General features: G+C 41.4%; 20 protein-coding genes. 17 read left to right on the forward strand and 3 right to left on the reverse strand.

Annotated elements, in window-relative coordinates:
• Positions 1-313 precede the first annotated feature (313 nt).
• A complete protein-coding gene (gene adhE, locus FC32_RS03915) occupies positions 314-3004 on the forward strand; it encodes a bifunctional acetaldehyde-CoA/alcohol dehydrogenase (RefSeq protein WP_056957278.1) in 2691 nt (896 codons plus the stop codon).
• 155 nt (positions 3005-3159) lie between these two features.
• Here adhE and lacD read toward each other — a convergent pair whose 3' ends face one another.
• From lacD to FC32_RS03930, 3 genes are all read right to left on the reverse strand, one after another.
• The gene (gene lacD, locus FC32_RS03920) at positions 3160-4137 is read right to left on the reverse strand and encodes a tagatose-bisphosphate aldolase (protein ID WP_025086670.1); all 978 of its coding nucleotides are present in this window, start codon (positions 4135-4137) and stop codon (positions 3160-3162) included.
• A gap of 89 nt (positions 4138-4226) precedes the next feature.
• The gene (locus FC32_RS03925) at positions 4227-4931 is read right to left on the reverse strand and encodes a GntR family transcriptional regulator (protein WP_025086671.1); all 705 of its coding nucleotides are present in this window, start codon (positions 4929-4931) and stop codon (positions 4227-4229) included.
• A gap of 2 nt (positions 4932-4933) precedes the next feature.
• Positions 4934-5656: a GntR family transcriptional regulator gene (locus FC32_RS03930; RefSeq protein WP_025086672.1), complete on the reverse strand. Its 723-nt coding sequence runs from the start codon at positions 5654-5656 to the stop codon at positions 4934-4936.
• A gap of 296 nt (positions 5657-5952) precedes the next feature.
• Between FC32_RS03930 and FC32_RS03935 the strand changes: the two genes are divergently transcribed.
• The 16 genes from FC32_RS03935 to FC32_RS04005 all read left to right on the forward strand — a co-directional run bounded on the left by FC32_RS03935 (position 5953) and on the right by FC32_RS04005 (position 22127).
• Positions 5953-7746: a glycoside hydrolase family 35 protein gene (locus FC32_RS03935; RefSeq protein WP_056957279.1), complete on the forward strand. Its 1794-nt coding sequence runs from the start codon at positions 5953-5955 to the stop codon at positions 7744-7746.
• The gene (locus tag FC32_RS03940) at positions 7743-8228 is read left to right on the forward strand and encodes a PTS sugar transporter subunit IIB (RefSeq protein WP_025086673.1); all 486 of its coding nucleotides are present in this window, start codon (positions 7743-7745) and stop codon (positions 8226-8228) included. Before FC32_RS03935 ends, FC32_RS03940 begins: the two co-directional genes overlap by 4 nt.
• Before the next feature lie 7 nt (positions 8229-8235).
• Positions 8236-9138, forward strand: coding sequence for a PTS mannose/fructose/sorbose/N-acetylgalactosamine transporter subunit IIC (locus FC32_RS03945; protein ID WP_056957280.1), 903 nt, complete (start codon positions 8236-8238; stop codon positions 9136-9138).
• Positions 9125-9952, forward strand: a complete 828-nt coding sequence (locus FC32_RS03950; protein ID WP_025086674.1) for a PTS system mannose/fructose/sorbose family transporter subunit IID — start codon at positions 9125-9127, stop codon at positions 9950-9952. The genes FC32_RS03945 and FC32_RS03950 overlap by 14 nt, the downstream gene beginning before the upstream one ends.
• A gap of 63 nt (positions 9953-10015) precedes the next feature.
• Positions 10016-10405, forward strand: coding sequence for a PTS sugar transporter subunit IIA (locus FC32_RS03955; protein ID WP_025086675.1), 390 nt, complete (start codon positions 10016-10018; stop codon positions 10403-10405).
• A gap of 16 nt (positions 10406-10421) precedes the next feature.
• Positions 10422-11588: an AgaS family sugar isomerase gene (locus tag FC32_RS03960; protein ID WP_025086676.1), complete on the forward strand. Its 1167-nt coding sequence runs from the start codon at positions 10422-10424 to the stop codon at positions 11586-11588.
• A gap of 15 nt (positions 11589-11603) precedes the next feature.
• The gene (nagA, locus tag FC32_RS03965; protein ID WP_056957281.1) at positions 11604-12755 is read left to right on the forward strand and encodes an N-acetylglucosamine-6-phosphate deacetylase; all 1152 of its coding nucleotides are present in this window, start codon (positions 11604-11606) and stop codon (positions 12753-12755) included.
• A 192-nt stretch (positions 12756-12947) separates the two neighbouring features.
• Positions 12948-14765 (forward strand): glutamine--fructose-6-phosphate transaminase (isomerizing), encoded by a 1818-nt coding sequence (gene glmS / locus FC32_RS03970; protein WP_025086677.1) that lies wholly within the window; start codon positions 12948-12950, stop codon positions 14763-14765.
• Positions 14766-15173: 408 nt separating this feature from the next.
• A complete protein-coding gene (locus tag FC32_RS03975; protein WP_025086678.1) occupies positions 15174-15860 on the forward strand; it encodes a DUF805 domain-containing protein in 687 nt (228 codons plus the stop codon).
• Positions 15861-15884: 24 nt separating this feature from the next.
• On the forward strand, positions 15885-16055 hold the full coding sequence (locus FC32_RS10900; protein WP_156399005.1) for a hypothetical protein: 171 nt from the start codon (positions 15885-15887) through the stop codon (positions 16053-16055).
• 127 nt (positions 16056-16182) lie between these two features.
• Complete coding sequence (locus FC32_RS03980) at positions 16183-16671, forward strand: nucleoside 2-deoxyribosyltransferase (RefSeq protein WP_025086679.1); 489 nt, start codon at positions 16183-16185, stop codon at positions 16669-16671.
• A gap of 79 nt (positions 16672-16750) precedes the next feature.
• Positions 16751-17755, forward strand: coding sequence for a LacI family DNA-binding transcriptional regulator (locus FC32_RS03985; RefSeq protein ID WP_025086680.1), 1005 nt, complete (start codon positions 16751-16753; stop codon positions 17753-17755).
• A gap of 196 nt (positions 17756-17951) precedes the next feature.
• Positions 17952-18710: a hypothetical protein gene (locus tag FC32_RS03990; RefSeq protein ID WP_035459568.1), complete on the forward strand. Its 759-nt coding sequence runs from the start codon at positions 17952-17954 to the stop codon at positions 18708-18710.
• Positions 18691-20145, forward strand: a complete 1455-nt coding sequence (locus FC32_RS03995; protein WP_056957282.1) for a PTS galactitol transporter subunit IIC — start codon at positions 18691-18693, stop codon at positions 20143-20145. Before FC32_RS03990 ends, FC32_RS03995 begins: the two co-directional genes overlap by 20 nt.
• A gap of 17 nt (positions 20146-20162) precedes the next feature.
• Positions 20163-21152: an amidohydrolase family protein gene (locus tag FC32_RS04000; RefSeq protein WP_025086681.1), complete on the forward strand. Its 990-nt coding sequence runs from the start codon at positions 20163-20165 to the stop codon at positions 21150-21152.
• 18 nt (positions 21153-21170) lie between these two features.
• Complete coding sequence (locus tag FC32_RS04005) at positions 21171-22127, forward strand: NAD(P)-dependent oxidoreductase (RefSeq protein WP_025086682.1); 957 nt, start codon at positions 21171-21173, stop codon at positions 22125-22127.
• The last annotated feature ends 53 nt before the right edge of the window (positions 22128-22180 follow it).

The raw sequence follows: 22180 nt of genomic DNA on the forward strand, positions 1-22180 counted from the left end.
GTAGCATAATTTATTTCGATTTACTTTTAAAATAAATTTTCAAAAATAAAAATTTATTATTTTGATGGGAAAAACAAAGAATATTGTTCGTTTAAGCCTAAAAAACCTTTTATTACAAGGAAAAAATCGTTAGAAAAAGTATATTTTATTATTTCTTAAGAAACTAAGCCCATTGTAAAAAAATATTAAAAATAGATAAAATAAATTGAAATCGTTATCTGTAAGCGGTAATATAATTAGTGAAGTAATTCACTAAAGGCGACTGGAAGTGGATCACTGGATGTAGATTGTATTTATGGAGGTATGAGTGAATATGAGCAAAGAAAAGCCAAAGAAAAAAGTTTTAACACCAGAAGAAAAAGAAGCAAAGATGCAAGCAGCCCGTGAATATACGGGAAAGTTGATCGATAAAGCGGTCAAAGCAGAAGCTGCTTACGCTTCGTATACCCAAGAACAAGTTGATAAGATCGTGGCAGCCGCAGCCTTAGCTGGTTCAGAAGCTTCCTTGATGCTTGCACATGAAGCGGTCGCCGAAACAAATCGTGGGATCGTGGAAGATAAAGATACGAAAAACCGTTTTGCCACCGAAAACATCTATAACTTGATCAAAGATGAAAAAACAGTGGGTGTGATCTCCGAAGACAAAATCAAAGGGCAAGTTAAGATTGCTGCACCTTTGGGCGTTTTGGCTGGGATCGTGCCAACGACAAATCCAACTTCAACAACGATGTTTAAGGCTTTGATGGCACTTAAGACGCGTAATGCGATCGTGTTTGCTTTCCATCCTCAAGCCCAAAAATGTTCAGTTCATGCTGCGCAGATCATTTCAGATGCTGCTGTAGCTGCAGGGGCACCAAAAGACATCATTCAATGGGTCGAAACACCTTCGCTTGAAAACACGACTGCTTTGATCCAAAATCCACAGATCGCTTCGATCCTAGCTACTGGTGGTCCTGGCATGGTCAACGCTGCTTTACGTTCCGGTAACCCATCAATGGGGGTAGGTGCTGGTAACGGGGCTGTGTTTGTTGATCATACCGCACATTTAGATCGTGCAGTTGAAGATCTCTTGTTGTCAAAACGCTTTGATAACGGGATGATCTGTGCGACCGAAAACTCTGCGGTAGTAGAAGCACCAGTTTATGATGCTTGGCTACAAAAGATGCAAGCCAAAGGTGCATATTTAGTGCCAAAAGAAGATTATGCTAAGTTAGAAAACTTTGTCTTTAATGACAATCATGGTGTTAACGGTCCAGTTGCAGGTAAATCAGCCCGCTGGATCGCAGAACAAGCGGGCGTTTATTTACCAGAAGATAAAGACGTGATGTTATTTGAATTAGATCCAAAAAACATTGGCGAAAAACTTTCTTCTGAAAAACTTTCACCACTCTTGTCAGTTTATAAGGCCAAAGATCGTAACGATGCGATCAAGATCGTGGGCGCCTTACTTGATTATCAAGGTGCGGGTCACAATGCTGCGATCCAGATCGGTTCGCAAGCAGATCCATTCATTGAAGAATTTGGCGATAAAACAAAATCTGCTCGTATTTTAGTCAACCAACCCGATTCGATCGGTGGGATCGGTGATATTTATACTGATGCTTTACGTCCTAGTTTGACACTTGGTACGGGATCATGGGGGAAAAATTCATTGTCACATAACTTATCTACTGGAGATCTTTTAAACATCAAGACCGTTGCGAAACGGCGTAATCGTCCACAATGGGTTCGTTTACCAGAAAAGATCTACTACGAAAATAATGCAATCTCATACTTGCAAGATGAAACAGAAGATATCAAGCGTGCCTTTATCGTAGCCGACCCAGGCATGGTTCAATTTGGCTTTGTTGATAAGATCTATGATCAATTAGCAATTCGCCACACACCAGTAAAAACGTCACTTTACGGTACGGTACGTCCTGACCCAACTTTAGGTCAAACGATCGAGATCGCACGTCAAATGGCAGAATTTAAACCAGATACAGTCATTGCGATCGGTGGAGGTTCTGCCTTAGATGCGGCTAAGATCGCGCGCTATATCTATGAATACTCCTTAGATCAAGCACCAGATTTCTTGGATAGCTATGAAAAGGTGAGTGAGCTCTTTACCTTATTACAACAAAAATTCGTTGATATCCGTAAACGGATCGTGAAATTCCATCACGCGACTGAAACAAAACTCTTTGCGATCCCAACTACCTCAGGGACTGGTTCTGAAGTAACGCCATTTGCGGTTATTACCGACGATAAGACACACGTGAAATATCCGTTGGCTGATTACGAATTGACACCACAAGTAGCGATCGTTGATCCAGAATTTGTCATGACGGTGCCAAAACGAACAGTCGCCCTTTCTGGGATCGATACACTTTCTCATGCCCTTGAAGCTTATGTTTCCGTGATGGCTTCAGATTTCACACGTCCATGGGCGTTAGAAGCGATCAAATTGGTCTTTGAAAACTTAGTTGAATCTTACAACTATGATCCAAAGAACCCTACACTTGCAGGCGAAAAAGCCCGCGAAAACATGCATTATGCCGCAACACTTGGGGGGATGGCCTTTGCCAATGCCTTCTTAGGGATCAACCACTCCCTTGCACATAAGACAGGTGGGGAATTTGGCTTACCACACGGTTTGTGTATTGCGATCGCGATGCAACCAGTGATCCGTTTCAACGGAACTTCTGGCAAGGTAAAACGTTCAGTTTACCCACGTTATGAAGTTTACCGGGCGCAAAAAGATTACGCTGATATCGCACGTGCGTTAGGTTTACCAGGTAACGATGATGCACAATTAGTGGAAGCTTTATGCGCTAAGATCTCAGAATTGTTCAAAGCCCTTGAGGTTGAGCCAAAATTATCGGCTAATGGGGTAACAAAAGAACAATTTGAAGGTGCCTTAGATGACATGGTCGATCTTGTTTATAACGACCAATGTACTCCAGCAAACCCACGCCAACCATTCTTAGAAGAAATTCGCGAATTATTGTGGGAACAATTTTAAATTAAATTAACAGTCACTAGGATTATGCCCTAGTGGCTTTTTTGGTAAAGAAGAAATGGGACGTTCAGTGACAGTAACAATTTGGAATAAATAAAATGATATGAATGTTAAAAAGCCCTAGAAACGAATTCTAGGGCTTTTTAGTATGTGGTTATTTAGAGAAGAGTAGGGATCGAAAGTGGTGTAGCAGTTTTCTTAAGGACTGCATTTAACTCTGCGATATTTTGGCGCCCTTGGGTATCACACCAAAGTTTAGCGGCGTTTTTGCCGTCTTTTGCAAAGGGAACAACACTATCTTTCCAAGTCGCACGTCCACATAAGACACCATTAAACGTAGAGCCTGCTTCGTGAGCAAAATAGAGCGTATCCTGGAACATTCTAGCCGACACACCAGCACTCAAAAAGATGAATGGCACGCCATTAGCAGCTTTTGTTTGTTCCTTAAAATAGGTGGCAGCTTCTGCTTTGGTGTAGATCGATTCAGTGCCAAAACCAGCTACGTAGTCCATGTTAACCGGAACTTCAACTTTTAAAACATCAACATTGTAGCGCGGTAAAGAAAATTCACTCATCATTTCGATCACTTTGTGTGGTTTGATCGCAGCGTATTCCTTACTCTTAGTATCGTCGATCTTAGCGTCATAAGACATTAACTCTAAGAAAAATGGCAAGCCTTCAGCACTACATTCGCTACCAATCCGTTCCACAAAGGCTTGTTTTTGATTATTGATCCGTTGTGGTTCGTCAACATCGTAATAAAGCATAAACTTGATTGCATCGGCACCCGCTTCTTTTAATCTTTTGACCGAGCAAGTTGGCAAAAGGTCAGGCATCCGCCCGGGTTCTGAGACATCATAGCCAGTTTTTTCATAGGCTAACAGTAAACCGCAGTTGCGATCACGCACTTTGGCAGCGGCGAGTCCGTATTCAGGGTCGAGTAAAATCGCTGATGAATACGCTGTCATTTCTTGGGAGATAACAGTTTTAAATTCACAGATATCTTGATCGGTGATTTGCTGATCGGTATTTTGAGCTAACATTTTCTTTAATGAACCGCGTTGGTCGATCGCTAATGCAGCGATCACGCCATCTTCATTGAGCATCCGTTGTAAAGCTTGGGTTTTATTGACCATGATAAGTGCTCCTTTGTTTATGAATGTTTGTTTGTGTTTTTACAAGTTTAAATTAGCACGTTCATACAAAATAGTCAATCCATAACTCATCAATCGATCGATTCAAATTGGATATGGAAATATTCCCAGCGTTCATAAGAACAGACGTATTCGACGATTTGGTCGCTCAAAGAAAGCGTTGTTGTTCGTTCTTGTTTGATAGTTGGCGTTTGCTCAGAAATATTTAAAAGTTTGGCAACATGGAGCGGAGTTGGCAAGGCGACTTGGTTAGTTTCAGTATAATGTTCGACCGTGAGATTGATCTTAAATTCTTCTTTGATCCGTTGGTAGATCGAAGTATAATACCGAAGTTCAAGCGGGTGGGTGATGAAGCGTTCGGGCATATAAGTGCATTGGTAAAGATAAGGTGTTTGTTCTGTTTGGCGCAAGCGGGTGATCGCATAATATGATTCGAACGGTTCAAGTCCGAGCTTAGTTAAGATCTTGGGGTCATGAGCTTTGATGATGCTCAAGACCTTTGTTTTTGGCTGTTTAAGTTGCGCACTCATCAAATCACTGAATTTAAGCACTTTTAACTTACGAGCCCGCGCAACATAAGTTCCCCGCCCTTGGTAGCGTACGAGATAACCATCGGCGACGAGCTCTTTTAAGGCATGGATCACCGTGATCGAACTCACATGGTATTTTTTAGTTAATTCGGCTTCACTGTAAAATTTTTCACCGTTTTCAAATTTGCCTGAAAGAATTTCATTTTTTAAATGATTTTTGATTTGTTGATGTTTGGGAATCTTCATACTCACACCTCGTTGTTGGCCAAAGGGACCTTATACGAAAAGTAACGTGAAGGGGCGGTGGTGATGGTGAATTCAAAGGGAATATGATCGACATCAAAAGTTCGCCGTTGAATCTTTAAACAAGGAGTACCGACTTTTAGATCCAGTAATTCCGATTCGCGTGCGTTGATCAAACTCGCAAAGAACTCTTCTTCGCCATCTTTGATCTTGAGCGCATATTTGGTGCTCAAAAGATCATAGAGTGAATTTTTTAACAGCTCATTACGTCGCAACTTAGGGAAACGTTTGGCTGGTAAAAATGTTTTTTCAAATAAGATCGGCTGAAAATTGAGCATGCGTAACCGTTCGATCCGATAAACCAGTTCATCTTGTTTAAGCCCTAATTTTTGGGCGATATAGTAGTTAGGCGTTGTTTTAGCAAACATCAAGAGTTCAGAAGTTGGCGCTAGATTTTCTTTATGTGCGACTTTACTGAAGCTGTAAAATTTAGCGAAATCAAACTTGGCTGGTTCATAAGAAACATAGTAACCAGTGTTTTTAGCTTTAGTGATGAATTTAAGGTCTTCTAACTCACTTAAAGCAGCGCGAATCGTTGAGCGACTAACGTTATATTTCTTAGAAAGCTCATTTTCTGTAAAAAAACGAGTATTGAGTTGTTGTTTTTCAGATACGATCAGCTGGATCAATTGATCAGCGATCTGTGAATATTTAGGACGAACCGACATAAAAAACCTCCTCTTCGTTTTGAAAATTGTATGTGAAAAAAATCTTGTTATGATAGCGCTTCATCTTGATTATAACCTAAATGGTTTGGAAATTAGTAGTGAAAATAACTGCGAAAGAGTTTAACTTTGAAGTGAAATCGGCTAAAATCAGAAGTGTAAATGATAGCGCATACATCAGTGTGAGGGCATCATTTATGGGTATATACCTTTTATGGCTGAAGCCGATGTTTTAAGAAACTTATGAAACACTAGCGTAACTTAATATATTAACATACTAAATCTATGAGGTAATGAAAATGGATAATTTAAAGGTACAGGAAGATAAGCTGTATTTAGATGGGCAAGAATTTAAGCTTCTTTCAGGTGCGATCCATTACTTCAGGGTTCCCCGCGCGAACTGGCGTCGTTCTTTATTCAATTTGAAGGCGCTAGGTTTTAACACGGTTGAGACCTATACGGCGTGGAATCTGCATGAACCAAGGGCAGGTGAATTTGATTTTACTGGGCAACTAGATCTAGGGGCCTTTATAAAATTAGCACAAGAATTAGGCTTAAATGTTATTGTTAGACCTTCGCCTTATATTTGTGCGGAATGGGAATTTGGCGGTTTGCCAGCATGGCTTTTAAATTTACAGGGCGTGAGATTACGTGCTAATGATCCGACCTATTTAGCCTGCGTTGAGTGTTACTACCGCGAATTATTTAAAATCCTAGTTCCTTTGCAACGCTCACATGGTGGACCAATCATGATGATGCAGATCGAAAATGAATATGGTTCATATGGTGAAGATAAAGCGTACTTGCGTAGTATCAAAGCTTTAATGGAAAAGTTGGGGGTAGATGTTCCATTATTTACAGCTGATGGTGCCTGGCGCGCTACTTTACGGGCAGGGAGCTTGTTAGAAGATAATGTTTTAGCCACAGGAAATTTTGGCTCACACGCAAAAGAAAACTTTGCACAAATGAGAGCTTATCAAGCTGAATTAGGCGTAAAACAACCCTTACTTTGTATGGAATTTTGGGATGGGTGGTTTAGTCGCTGGGGTAAACCGGTGGTCAAGCGTGATCAAGCTGAGCTATTAGATGCTTTACGGGAAGTCTTGTTATTAGGCGAGGGCGTAAATCTCTATATGTTTCATGGCGGCACGAACTTTGGGTTTATGAATGGTTGTTCGGCGCGTTTGGAACATGATCTATCACAGATCACAGCCTATGATTATGGCGCACCACTAAATGAAGTCGGTGATCCTACACCAACGTATTTTATGATCCAAGATTTGATCCATGAGTTGTACCCTGAGTTAAAACAAGCGACCCCGCTTTATAGCCAAAAAATAGAGCGCTTACAAATCCCGCTCTCACACAAGACTAGTTTATTTGGGAATTTACATCATGTAACTAGTCGCACGGATAGTCAATATCCGCAAACAATGGAAACAGTTGGACAATTTTACGGTTATTTGTTGTATCGGACTCACATTGAACGTGATACGTTAGCAACTGAAAAATTGCGCGTGATCGATGCCCGTGATCGGGTCCAAGTTTATGTGGAAGAACAACATGAAAAGACGCAATACCAAGAAGAGATCGGAGCGCCGATCGAGGTCAAATTACCACAAAAATATAACCAGCTCGACATTTTGGTCGAAAACATGGGACGAGTCAATTATGGGAGCAAATTAACGGCGCAAACACAACAAAAAGGGATCCGAACTGGGGTAATGGTCGATCTCCACTTTGTTAGTGATTGGCAACAATATGCACTTGACTTAAGTAAGCTCGCACAACTTGATTATAAGCGACCTTATTTGCAACAGACACCAAGCTTTTATAAATATACTTTTGACTTAGCTAAAACCGGTGATTGTTACCTAGACCTGACTCATTTTGGTAAAGGTGTAGCGTTATTAAACGGACATAATTTAGGGCGTTTTTGGCAAGTGGGACCGCAATTAGCGCTCTTTTGTCCCGCCTCATTTTTTGAAGTAGGTAAAAATGAAATCGTTATCTTTGAGACTGAAGGTAAATATTGTGACACGATAGATTTAGTTAAAGAACCAATTTATAAGCAATTAAGGAGTGAACAATAATGATTATTGGAGTAAGGATCGATGGGCGCTTGATCCATGGTCAAGTAGCCAATTTGTGGACAACAAAGTTAAATATTACTCGGATCATGGTCGTCGATGATGAAGTTTCCAAAAGTGCGATCGAAAAAAGTGGGTTGAAATTAGCAACTCCGGCCGGCGTCAAATTAAGTGTTTTACCTTATGAACTCGCCGCCGAAAATATTTTAGCAAAACGCTATGAATCGCAACGTTTATTGATCGTTGCTAAGAAACCGCACTATTTGTTGGAATTGGTCAAAAAAGGTGTGCCGATTGAAGAGATCAACGTTGGTAACATGTCTCAGACCGATACGACCATAGCGGTCACACGCTCGGTCAATGTCGAAAAAGAAGATATTGCTGAATTTAAAGAATTACAAGCACGTGGAGTCCGTTTGGTCCACCAAATGGTTCCGGCTGATTCTGCCGAAGACTTTATGAGTCTCTTAGACAAGAAGGGGTGAATTTAAAATGACGATCGCATGGTGGCAAATTTTACTATTAACGTTATATGCAGGCTATCAGATCTTAGATGAATTGCAAATCAACTCATCCGCCGGTTCCGCAGTATTTGCGGGTTTTATTTCAGGACTTATTATGGGTGATTTAAAAACAGGTTTATACATCGGTGGGATGATGCAGTTAACGATCTTAGGTGTCGGAACTTTTGGCGGCGCTTCCAGAATTGACGCGAACTCAGGAACTGTCTTAGCGACCGCCTTTGCAGTCTCAGTGGGGATGGATCCTAAACAAGCGATGGCAGCAATCGCGGTGCCAGTAGCGGCGTTAATGATCCAAACCGATATTTTAGGGCGTTTTGCCAACACCTACTTTGCACACAAGATCGATAAAGACATCGAAAACTTCCAATACAAAAAAATCGAACGTCACTTCTTGATGGGAGCAATCTCTTGGTCACTTTCTCGGATGTTACCAGTCTTTTTAGCTTTAGCATTTGGCGGTGGTTTGGTTTCGAAAGTCGTTGGTTATTTAAATGGCGATCTTAAGTGGTTAGGTGATGGTTTATCAGTTGCTGGGGCAGTTTTACCAGCAGTTGGTTTTGCGATCTTATTACGCTACTTGCCAGTGAAGAAAAACTTTGCCTATCTTATTTTAGGTTTTGTGATCACCGCAATTTTGACAACGATCTTTGGCAACATTCAAACACTTGGTACCAGTGTCATGGGCTTAGATAAGACCTTAGTGGCTAACTTCAACAGTTTACCAATGTTAGCGATCGCTTTGATCGGCTTAGCTTTAGCCTATATTTCATACAAGAACAATACCGAAAAAGAACAAGCACCAAAAGCACCCGCTGAAAGTGCAGCCGTAAATAATAACAGTGAGGGGGAAATTGAAGATGACGAACTCTAATAAAACAAAGACAACCGGTTATAAATTGACCGCTGCAGACTTTAAACAGATCAATCGGCGTAGTCTCTTTGGTTTTCAATTAGGTTGGAACTACGAACGCATGCAAGGTTCAGGTTATCTATATACGATCTTGCCTCAATTGCGCAAGCTCTATGGTGATGATACCCCTGAGTTAAAACGGATGATGAAATTACACGCCCAATTTTTCAACACGTCAAACTTTTTTAACACGATCGTAACGGGGATCGATTTGGCGTTAGAAGAAGAGGAAGGCGAAAAATCGGCTGAAACTGTCAATGGGATCAAAACAGGTTTGATGGGACCTTTTGCCGCGATCGGGGATGCGATCTTTGGCGCGTTAGTCCCAGCGATCTTTGGGGCAATTGCAGCTGATATGGCGGTAAAAGGCAATCCATTAGGCGTTTTGATCTGGGTGATCGCCTGTATCGCAATCATGATCTTTCGTTGGAGTCAATTAAAATTTGCTTACCGCGAAGGAACACAGTTAGTGACTACAATGCAGCACCGCTTGAATGCTTTGACCGCTGCAGCAACCCAACTCGGGGTCTTCATGGTCGGTGCGTTGGTAGCAACGATGATCAACGTTAAGATTGCTTGGGCGCCAATGATCGGGGACGTGAAAGTTGATTTACAAAATAACTTAGACATGTTGTTACCACGGTTATTACCAGCAGTTATCGTTTTAGGGATCTACTGGATGTTAGGTAAGAAAAGTATGACGTCGACTAAGGCGATCTTTATCGTATTGTTTATTTCGATCGCATTGTCGGCACTTGGAGTTATTTCAAAATAACGTATCAAACGGACCATGGTAAATGTTACTATGGTTTGTTTCTAGCAAGAAAGGATGAAATTTATAATGAAACCATTAATTTTGATCAGTCACGGTGAAATGTGTGTAGAATTGAAAAAAAGTGTTGAGATGATCATGGGACCACAAGATGATATTTATACGGTTGCTTTATTGCCAAATGAAGGCCAAGCCGAGTTTTTGGCTAAATTTGAACAAACGGTGGCAGGCTTAACTGACTTTACCGTTTTAGCCGATCTTTACGGTGGTACGCCATGTAACGTTATTGCTAAAGAGATCATGGCGGGCAAAGATTATCGGTTATATGCTGGCATGAATATGGCAATGGTCATCGGCTATTTGAATGCTTCGATGTTAGGCAGTGAAGCCGACTTAGTGAACGATGCGAAAAATGGTGTGACTGATGTTAACGATGCCCTAAAGGCGCTAATGTAGATGGGAAGTGAAGGTAATGTTTACAACAAGTGAGGCACAATTAAAAAAATTAGGCGCTTTGATCACGACAAAAGAGATCGCTCAACAGCCAGAACTTTGGGAAGAAACAGCCTTGATCTATCAACAATATCAAGCTAAATTAGCTGAATTTATCACCAGCTTTGTGCTCAAAGAAAATCAAAAACTACGGGTCATTTTTACGGGAGCAGGCACCTCACAATATGTGGGCGATACGCTAGTGCCATATTTGCGCCAAGTCGGTGACTCAAGCCTATTTAGCTTTGAGAGTTTAGCAACGACCGATATCGTTGCCAGTCCGAAAGATTATTTATTGCCAAACGAACCGACGCTCCTTGTTTCGTTTGCGCGCAGTGGGAATAGTCCTGAAAGTAAAGCAACGGTGCAATTGGCAACGCGGTTAGTCAAAAATATCAAACATTTGATCATCACCTGTGCGCCTGAAGGTGAGTTAGCTAAATTTGGCAATAGTGATCCCGACAGCTTAGTCGTTTTGATGCCCCAATGTTCAAATGACAAAGGGTTTGCGATGACTGGTTCATTTTCGTGCATGGTCTTAGCGGGCTTGTTGTTCTTTGATCAAACTACACCAGCACAAAAATTAGCATATGTTGCTAAATGTGCGAGCTTGGGGCGTGAAGTGCTTACTAATGAAGCAAAAATAAAAGACCTAGTCGACCTAGATTTTGAGCGAATCGTTTATCTTGGTTCGGGTAGTTTAAGTGGGCTTGCTCGCGAAGCGCAACTAAAGATCTTAGAATTGACCCATGGCCAGATCGCCACTAGTTTTGATTCTTCGATGGGCTTTAGACATGGGCCAAAATCATTTATCACGGATAAAACGCTAGTCCTTGGTTTTGTAGGTAACGATGCCTATACTAAACAATACGATCTAGATGTTTTAAACGAGATCTTCCATGATCAGATCGCTAAAAAGACTGTTGCAGTCGGGCAATTAGCTGATATCCCATTTGCGGGAACAAAAATCGCTTTGACAAGTGATGAATTATTGCCAGCTGGTTATTTAGCGTTACCAGATGTGATGGTCGCCCAGACAGTGGCGTTGTTAACGGCGGTTAAGCTCAAAAATACCCCGGACACCCCTTCGCCGACTGGAACGGTTAACCGGGTAGTCGAAGGTGTTGTGATCCACGAATTCAATTGAACGAGGTAAACAAGAATGCACTATTATCTAAAAGCAAAGAGTTTTTTAACTAAAAGTGGTTTGAAAAATGGGGGCTTTTTAGAGATCAAAGATGGCAAATTTGGTAACTATTTGGCAGTAAAGAAGTTGCCAAAAGATGCCAAAGTGATCGACAAAGGCGAAATGTTGATTGCACCAGGTTTGGTCGATACCCACATTCATGGTTATTTGGGACACGATGTGATGGATGGCGATTTAAATGGTTTGTCTAAGATCGCCCAAGGTTTGTTGGCGTGTGGTGTCACCTCATTTTTACCGACAACGTTAACTGCCTCAAAAGAAAAACTAAAACAAGTTTGTCAATTGATCGGGCAAAATCATGCCCACATCAAAGGTGCCAAGATCCAAGGAATCTATTTAGAAGGACCGTACTTCACGATCCCGCATAAAGGTGCGCAAGATCCACGCTATATGCGCCCCGCAGACATTGATGAATTACTAGAACTACAGGCAGCTTCTGGCGGGATGATCAAAAAGATCGCTCTTGCCCCTGAAAAAGCAGGTGCGCTAGATTTTATCCCAAAAGCAGTGGCGGCTGGTGTCAAAGTCGGTTTAGGGCATAGTGATGCCACTTATGAACAAGCCTTAGCCGCCCTTGATCATGGTGCTAGTTTCTTTGTCCATGCGTATAACGGGATGAGTGGACTACAGCACCGGGCTCCAGGGATGGTCGGGGCGCTCTTTAGTACCAAGGCGTATGCCGAAATGATCTGTGACGGACATCACATCCATCCGGGAGCGATCCAAGCTTTAGTTAACGCCAAAACATCGGCTAAACTCGCTTTAGTGACCGATTGTATGCAAGCTGGTGGGATGCCGGCAGGGCAATATAAGTTAGGTGAGTTTTTAGTTGATGTTAAAGACGGCGCAGCCCGGTTGCAAAATGGCGGCAGTCTAGCTGGGAGTGTCTTAGAACTTTTTAGTGCGGTGCAAAATTTAGTTAACTGGGGGATCTGCAGTTTACCTGATGCCTTAATGATGGCGACACAAATCCCAGCGCAAAGTGCGGGGATCGCTGATGTTTGTGGCAAGATCGAAACTGGTCTAGCTGCCGATTTTATCGTGATCGATCCAGCGCTTGAATTGAGTGAAACTTACATTGACGGCGAGCTAGTATACCAAAAATAATTTGGCAAAAGAGCACTTTGTTCATTGAGCGAAGTGTTCTTTTTTCATTGGGTATACCAATTTTGAGTTTTTTGGTTGACAGCTAAAAAATTGTGCGATATATTTAGTCGTGTTACTGATATAGTGACTTTTATATAAAAATTAAGATAATTTTAAGGTATATACCAATTTAAAAATGAGAGGTATTTTATTATGTGTGGTATCGTTGGTGTTACAGGCAACCAAAATGCAACAGACATCTTATTAGATGGTTTACAACAACTTGAATATCGGGGCTATGACTCAGCAGGGATCTATGTTAATGATCAACACGGTGATGGCTTTTTAGTAAAAGAAAAAGGACGGATCGCTGACTTACGTGCTTTAGTGGGACCAGAAGTCAAGGGCTCTACGGGGATCGGACATACACGTTGGGCAACTCACGGGGTACCAAGTGTAACTAATGCTCACCCACATGTTTCCGCTGATGGCCGCTTTTTCTTAGTTCACAACGGTGTGATCGGTAACTTCAGTGGACTAAGAGAAAAATATTTAGCTGACGTTGAACTTAAGAGTGATACCGATACTGAGATCATCGTCCAATTAGTGGGCAAATTTGCTGCTGAAGGGCTTGATACGTTTGCAGCCTTTAGAAAAGTTTTGAGTTTAGTTGATGAAAGCTCATCTTATGCTTTCTTGTTGATGGACAAAGAAGATCCTAGCAAGTTATTTGTCGCTAAAAACAAGAGCCCATTGTTGATCGGGGTCGGTGATGGCTTTAACGTGGTTTGTTCCGATGCACTTGCAATGCTCAACCAAACACATGACTTTATCGAATTAACTGACGGTGAAGTTGTGATCGTTGAACCACAAAGCATCAAGATCTTAGACCAAGATGACAATGAGATCAAACGTGAACCTTTCCATGTCGACACTGACCCAGAAGCAGTGCAAAAAGGTGCTTACGCTCATTACATGTTAAAAGAGATCGATGAACAACCTGGGGTAATGCGTAAATTAGTCCAAGAATACTTCAACGAAGATGGCACAGTTAAGATCGATCAAGCTTTATTGGATGATCTTTCCCAAGCAGACCGCCTTTACATCGTGGCTGCCGGAACAAGTTACCATGCAGGGCTTGTCGGTAAGGAATTATTTGAAAAATTAGCTAATATTCCAACCGAAGTACATGTGGCTTCTGAATTTGCTTATAACCCACCATTGTTATCGGAAAAACCATTCTTTATTTTCTTGACTCAAAGTGGTGAAACAGCTGATAGTCGCCAAGTATTGACGCAAGTAAATAAATGGGGTTACCCAAGCTTGACGATCACAAATGTGCCTAACTCGACTCTTTCGCGTGAAGCAACCCACACCTTGTTGTTACATGCTGGTCCAGAAATTGCGGTTGCTTCTACTAAGGCTTATACCGCACAGATCGCTTTAGAAGCTATTTTAGTTAAAGCTTACGGTGAAGCTAAAAACATCGAGCGTGCTAAAGAATTCGATGTTGCTAAGGAATTGACGAAAGTTGCTAATGGGATGCAAGAATTAGTTGATGAAAAGGGCAAGATCGAACAAATTGCTAAAGATCTTTTAGCAACAACCCGCAATGCCTTTTACATTGGCCGTGGGGTCGACTACGCTTTGGCCCAAGAAGCTGCTTTGAAGTTAAAAGAAGTTTCTTACATCCAAACAGAAGGTTTTGCGTCAGGTGAATTAAAACACGGTACGATCGCCTTGATCGAAGACGGTACACCAGTTGTGGCGATCATCACCGATCCAAAGATGGCCGCTCATACCCGAAGCAATGCCCAAGAAGTTATTGCTCGTGGTGCTAACGTCTTATTCATCGCTAGTCGTGACTTAGCAGTAGCTGGTGATCAAATCATCTTACCAGATATCGATCCATTGTTGTCACCACTTGTTTCGGTTGTGCCAACCCAATTATTGGCTTACTATGCAAGTATGCAACGTGGTTATGATGTTGATAAGCCACGTAACTTAGCTAAGAGTGTGACAGTTGAATAAGCTTAGCTAAGCACAGACCCTCGTTATTTGTGATTTTTTACAAGTAACGGGGGTCTTTTGATAAGTGTAAGTTTTTGTTCAAATCGCAAAAGTAAGGTAGAATTAGATACGAGGGAAAACGGGGAAGCACTGACACTTGGGGGCAGTGCTTCTTTTTTGAGGTGATAAATCAAGTTAGGGTATGTCAAAAAAAATAAATGTATGCTAAAATAGGTACTTGATTTTTAGTTAAATCTGGTGTGGTCGTAGGGTCAAATAACGTTGAGCTTGAGAAAAAGAGTAAAAATGGGCCTTGAGCTGAAAGTTATTGTTGGCGATCAGCAAACGCAAATAGCAAATTATTTAAGAGAGGAGCTGCTATCGTTCTTTTTGATAGGTGTGATCGCTCATTTACATAGCAAATAAACGATGGATTGTAAAAAATGTGGGGCAAAAAATCCCGAAAATAGTAATTTTTGTAACAATTGTGGGTTAGCATTGGAAGTTGAAGTTGTTGTTTCTGACAACAAGCCAAACTTAGTTGATTCGACTAAATTGATGTTTAAAGATATTTTCCGTTATGGCAAATGCATGAGCCGGGCCGATTTTTGGTATGGTGAATTAGGAAGTATCCTATTATTTGCGGTCGTTTCCGCAATCGTCTTTGGTTTAGATTCTTTAGCTAACATCTTAGATACATACGGTGAAGAATTAAGTTCGCAAATTTTAAGTTATGTTTCATGGTATGCCTTTTTCACAGCGTTGCTCACTTTGATCTTGATCAATTTAGCCGCTGGGGCACGTCGGTCTCGTGACATCGGAATGAGCGGTGGTTGGACGATCTTGCAATTAGTGCCGATCGCTAACATCTTGTTTATCGTGTTCATGTGCCAAAAATCAGTCTTTGAAGGTAACTATTACCGCTTTGAAACGCAAAGTGCACTTGGTAAGAGAGTTTATGGCTATAAAGGTTTAGTGATCGCCCTTGTATTATGTGGGGGCTTGGTCTTTAGTATCGTTAGTTACTTTACGATCCAAACGATCACTTATCAAATCATGATGTACCAACAACTTCTTCAAAGCTATAGTACAACAAGCAGCTACTATGGCTATTAAAAATTAGTACTTTGAGGGGATAGTTTGAAACGGAAAATGAAAAGAGATGGATTTGTACTCATCTTAGTATGTCTTTTGCTGGTGATTTTGGTTATGTTCGCCGGTGAATTATTACTTTCATTGAATAATGATATCAGCAGTGGCAAGGTCGGTTTGCGCGCTGCCGTAACCAACCACCATTTTATGATAGCTTAACAAAAGATCGTCCATTAGTTGGGACGATCTTTTGTTAGCTGGAGAACAATTTGTAAATCAAAAAAATGCGCGCATAATTAAACTAAGAGACTATTATTAGTCAAATCAAAAGAAAGTTGGTAATCAAATGAGTAACGAAAATATTAGACAAAAGACCGTATATTTTGCAGCCGGCTGGTTTTCACCAAAACAAACCGCTGCTTATGATCAAGTGATGGCAGCAATCAAACAAAATAAGACGATCGATGATAAAAATAGTTATGTCCCATTAGAACATCAATATAAAGGGTTACGTGTGGATGAACACCCTGAATTATTAGCCGATAAAGAATGGCAAACGGCAACTTTTAACGGCGATTGTGTCGGCATCAAGAGCTCAGACCTCTTTTTATGTACGTATTTGCCCGATGAAGAAGATATCGGCTGTGGGGTCGAATTAGGTTTAGCTAAGGCCTTAGGCAAATACATTGTGATCGTGATCCCAGATGAAGACTACGGTAAACCAATCAATTTGATGAGTTGGGGCGCTGCCGATACAGTGATCAAAGTATCTGAATTAGCAGATTTTGACTTTAATAAGCCATACTACAATTTCTACGAATGTGAAGTTTACTAACCAAAAGCGTTTTAGTGTCTGGCAACTAATTAATGTTATAATGGGGCAATAAGATCAATTAGGCAAGAGGGGAAAATGCGTGGAAAAATTGACTATCAATGACATTGCGAAGATCTCGGGGTATTCGATCGCAACGGTGTCAAACTACTTAAATGGTAATTATCAAAAAATGTCGCAAAAAACGCGTGATCATTTGGCTAAAGTCATCGATCAGACGGGGTATCGTCCTAATAGTACGGCGCGTAATTTGGCGAAACATGAAAATAAAACGATTGGGGTATCGATCTCAGATATCACCAATCCGTTTACTTCGCCCGTAATGTCAGGGATCTCGGAAGTTTGTACGCAACACGGCTACAAGATGATCTTTACGAATGCGGATAATGATCAAAAAAAAGAGGTCAATAATATTTTGAGTTTGCGCACTGAAAGTGTAAGTGGGATGATCGTTGATGCGGTCGATCCCAATAGTCCGATTTATAAATCTCTAACAAATGAGGCACTAGTGATGGTCGACCGGCAGGCAAAAGAGCTATTGTTTGATACGATCGTGACCGATAATCGCCAAGCCGTTAAAGAAATGGTCACGCACATGGTGCAAGCTGGTTATGATGAATTGTATTTTGTGACTTGGCCTTTAGAAGAGGTAAGTACGCGACAAATGCGCTATCAAGGCTTTTTAGAGGCTACGGGTTACGCTTTAGGTGAGCACTTATTGACCGTGCCACATTTAGGGCAAAAGGAAGCGTATCAACAATTTGAAGCACAGATCGAGACTTTAATGGCGCAAAAAGGCACTAAAAAGATCGGCTTTTTTACGATGAACGCACGGGTGTTTTTACGGTTGCTAAAAGCGATGCAACTCAAAGCCTATCAATATCCACGTGATTATGGGGTCGCAACTTACGAAGAATTTGACTGGATGCAGATTATGCGTCCCGAGATCAGTTGCATTCGCCAAGATTCTAAAAAAATCGGAGTCATGGCAGCAGAATTGTTGTTAGCCAAATTATTAGACAAGAAAAGCGCTTTACCACAAAAATATATCGTTCCGACCGAGATAATTTTAAAACAAAGCTTTTGAATAATACCGTTATAGGTCACAGTAAATCAGCTGTGGCCTTTTTTTATTGGCAATTATTTGAGTTAAAAATGTTGACGCTTACATTGCTAAATGTTAAACTTAAAGCGTAAATTTTAGTTAAGCGCTTAACTAAAATTATCCTTTCATGATCATGATGCATTTGTTATTGGCTTGTTTTAGAAAAAAGGTGGAGCAGATGACCACATACATTTTAAACACGATCGCATTTAAACCACAGTTAGCCACCAAAGGGCAAAAAGAAATGATTGATCTAGCAAAAATGCTAGGCTTTGATGCCGTAGAGATCCGTAATGAATTTTTGCAAGGTGGGACTACAGAATTGGCACAAATTGCCGATCAAGCAAAAAATGCGAAACTGGCATTGTACTACAGCGTAAATGATACTTTGTTTGTTGCCGGTAAATTAAATCCTAAATTTCCTCGCTATTTAAATGAAATGCGAACTTTAAAAGCAAAGCACATCAAGCTTAATTTAGGGGATTTTGGTAATTTGACCGCAGTAGAATTAGCAGAATTGTTAGCCCCATTTTTAGACGGTAGTTTTGAGTTACGCCTTGAAAATGACCAAACTAAGGCAAATAGTGATTTAGCCAAAACAACAGAATTTTTCGCCTTGATCACAAAAGCGCAGTTAGCGCATATCAGCTATTGTTTTGACATCGCTAATTGGAGTTGGCTTGATGTCTCGGTCAAAAAAGCCATAAGTGAGCTTAACTTAGTGACGCAATATCTACACTTAAAAAATTTCAAAAGGACAGCTAATGGGTTAGTAGTTACGGGGCTAGAAGCAGGAGAATTAGATTGGAGAGCGTTAGTAGCGCAGTTTGAGGCGGTAAGTGAACTGGGATTTGAATATGAAAGTGACTTAGCGACCTTGGCTAATGAGTTGAATTTAGTAAAAGGGGGAGACTCTAATGTTAGAAGCAGTAAATAGTTTTTTTACGGCGTTTGGCGCGTCGGTTGTCGTTCCGGTCATGATTTTTATCATTGCGCTCTTTTTAAAGGTCAAACCAAAAACTGCAATGATGAGTGCCTTTTACGCTGGCGTGGGGTTGACGGGCTTTGGTTGGATCATTTCCCAGTTCACGCCGGTCGTAACTACGATCATTAAGCAAATGGTCGATAATACGGGGATTGATCTGCCTGTGGTCGATATCGGTTGGCAAGCAGGATCGTTAGCAACGTTTGGTTCTTCGGTCGGGTTGACGTTTTTTGTCTTTGGCTTATTGTTTGAGTTGATCATCTTTGCTTTAGGGATCACCAAGATCTTTATGCCATCGAATTTATGGAACAATTTTGGCTTTATGTTATGGGGCACGTTAGCCTACTTTGTGACCCAAAACGTCTGGCTTTCACTAGGCTTATCATTTTTTATGTTATTGTATGCGCTTTTATTGGCAGAAGTTCAAGCCGATCGATGGTCTGATTATTACGGGGTTAAAAATGCGACGGTCTCGTCTTTGCATAACATCGAACAAGTTATCCCCGCACTCATTTTAGATCCCCTATGGAATTTATTAGGCTTCAACAAAGTTAAAATGACACCTGCAGCCTTCAAAGATAAATTGGGTGTTTTCGGTGAACCAACGACATTAGGGGCTTTGTTAGGTTTGATTATTGGAATCATCGGAAATTTGAACAATTTAGGTGATCTCAAGGCTTGGGGGCAGATCCTACAATTTGCGATCCAGCTTTCCGCCGTGATGACGATCTTCCCATTGGTAACGGGCGTGTTTGCCAAAGCCTTTACCCCGTTAGCCGAAGAGATCGATAAGAATCGGCAGACTAAAGCAGCTGAACAAGGTGAAGTTACTGATGAATTAAACGACAAAAAGCGCTGGTTCTTGGGCGTTGATGATGGCGTTGGTTATGGTGAACCAGCAACGATCATTTCGGGGGTCATCTTGATCCCGATCATGGTAGTCATTGCCTTTTTACTACCGGGCAACAAAACTTTGCCGATCGTTGACTTGATCGCCTTACCATTTATGGTCGAATCAATCGTGGCTTTAACGCGCGGTAACATTTTAAAAGTTATTGCTAATGGGATCGTGTGGTTTACTTTAGGGTTATATGCATCCAGTTGGCTTGGTACAATATATACAGGAGCAGTTTCGCATTATGGGGCAGCGATCCCGGCAGGCGTGGTCTTGATCACGAGCTTTAACTTAGTTGCCCGTCCCCTAAACGCGCTCGTCTTTGCCGCGTTTATCACGCAAAATCCATTGTGGATCGGCTTATGTATCGTGATCTATTTAGGGTTACTTTTCGGCTTACGGCGCTATCGGGCACAAATTTGGACTTATCTCAAGCAAATGGCGGATAAAAATGCTGGCTTTTCTGGTAGTTCAGATAAAATCGAATATTAGTTATGGAGGAAGATACAATGAAAAAAATCGACGGTCATTTACATTTAGTGCGGGCTTTGGCAGGCTCAAAATGCCAAGGAAGATTGACACCTTTAGGCGCTGGCTATGCGATCTGGGATAACGGTGAAGTGATCAAATTGATCCCAGATGGTTGGGGCGAAGATGATGTTTTAGTCGAAAAATACTTGGAAGTAATGAAAGAAAACCAAATTGAAAAAGCGGTCTTACTTCAAGGCACACTTAATGGCTACCAAAACTATTATTCTTACCAAGTCGCAAAGCAATATCCAGACAAGTTTAGCGCAGCCTTTGCCGTTGATCCGTTTGCCGATTTTGCGTTAGATATCGTCAAGCGTCACGTAGAAGTCTTAGGCTTTAGAGCGATCAAGTTTGAGATCAGCCAAGGTGGTGGCTTACACGGGTTCCACCAACCATTTTCTTTGGCAGAACATGCTAAGGTTTCACAGATCATGCACTATCTAGCCGATTATCCAGGCTTTGTCGTCACAGTCGATTATGGTGATAGTAGCCAAACAAGTTATCAACCAGAAGCGATTGTTGCGCTAGCTAAACGTTATCCGAAGTTAGATTTTGTCGTGTGTCACTTGTCATTTCCTAATGCTGATCATTTGGATCGGTTGGAAAATGTTTTGACGCAATTTGCACCATATGAAAATATTTATACTGATATTTCGGCGATCCAAGATATTGAAGGGGAAAGAAGTGAAGCCTTTCCTTATCCACGGTGTCAAAAAGATGTGAAGTTAGCCAAAGATATCCTAGGTGCAAAGCGGATCATTTGGGGAACTGATTCACCGTGGTCAGCGACATTTAACACTTATGAACAACTGGCAACTTGGCTTTCTGAGACTGAGATCTTTACGGCTGAAGAATTAGAACAGGTAATGTATGAAAATGCACTTAAAGTCTACTTTAAGCCTGATCATGTACAAGCTTTAAAGGATTCGGTCGATCCAGCTGTAGCATTTTTACAAGATAATAAATGAGAAAAGGGGTAATTTATAATGAGTAAAGCAAATATTTTAGTGACCGGGATCATTCCAGAACAAGGACTAACCAAATTACGGGAAACATTTGACGTTTTTTATGACCCTGAGATCGAAACGCGGGAATGGATCTTAGAACATTTGGCAGAATATGATGGGTTACTTTTGATGGGCACTAAAGCGGACAAAGAATTGATCGATGCGGGCAAAAACTTAAAGATCATTACCGCTAACGGGGTCGGTTTTGACCACATTGATATTGAGTATGCTAAACAAAAAGGGATCGTTGTTTCCAACTGTCCACAAGGGGTACGCGTGCCAACTGCTGAAATGACTTTTGCTTTGTTATTAGCAGCGACAAGACGTTTGTACTTTTACGATAAAGTCGTGCGCGAAGGTGACTGGATCGATGTTTCTGAACAAGAATATATGGGGATGAGCTTACAAGGTAAGACTTTAGGTGTTTATGGCTTTGGGCGAATCGGCTCTGAGGTCGCAAAATTTGCCCAAGTCTTTGGGATGGATGTCATTTATAATGATGTGCACCGCTTAGACGAAGCCTTGGAACAAAAATTAGGAGTGCGCTATGTTGATTTTGATACTTTGATCACGAGCGCTGATGTTTTGACGCTTCACGCCCCAGCTTTGCCAAGCACTGCGGGGATCATCAATGCCGAAGTCTTTAGCAAGATGAAAGATACGGCTTATCTTGTCAATGCTGCTAGAGGGGCGCTAGTTAACCAAAATGACTTGATTGAAGCTCTAGCAACACATCAGATCGCCGGCGCTGGCTTAGATGTGTTTGAGACTGAACCAGATATTCCAGAAGCTTTACGCAAATTAGATAACGTGATCATGGCGCCACATGCGGGGACGGGGACGCTTGAAGCCCGCACCGCGATCGCTAAAGAAGCAAGTGAAAACTTGATCTCTTATTTAGTCGACGGTAAGGCACTTAATCAAGTAAACAAGTAGTTTTGTTTGACCGTTAGTTGCCGTTAGAGCCAGCTAGCGGTTTTTGTAATTGG

The organism is Ligilactobacillus apodemi DSM 16634 = JCM 16172 (assembly GCF_001434405.1).
Classification (GTDB): domain Bacteria; phylum Bacillota; class Bacilli; order Lactobacillales; family Lactobacillaceae; genus Ligilactobacillus; species Ligilactobacillus apodemi.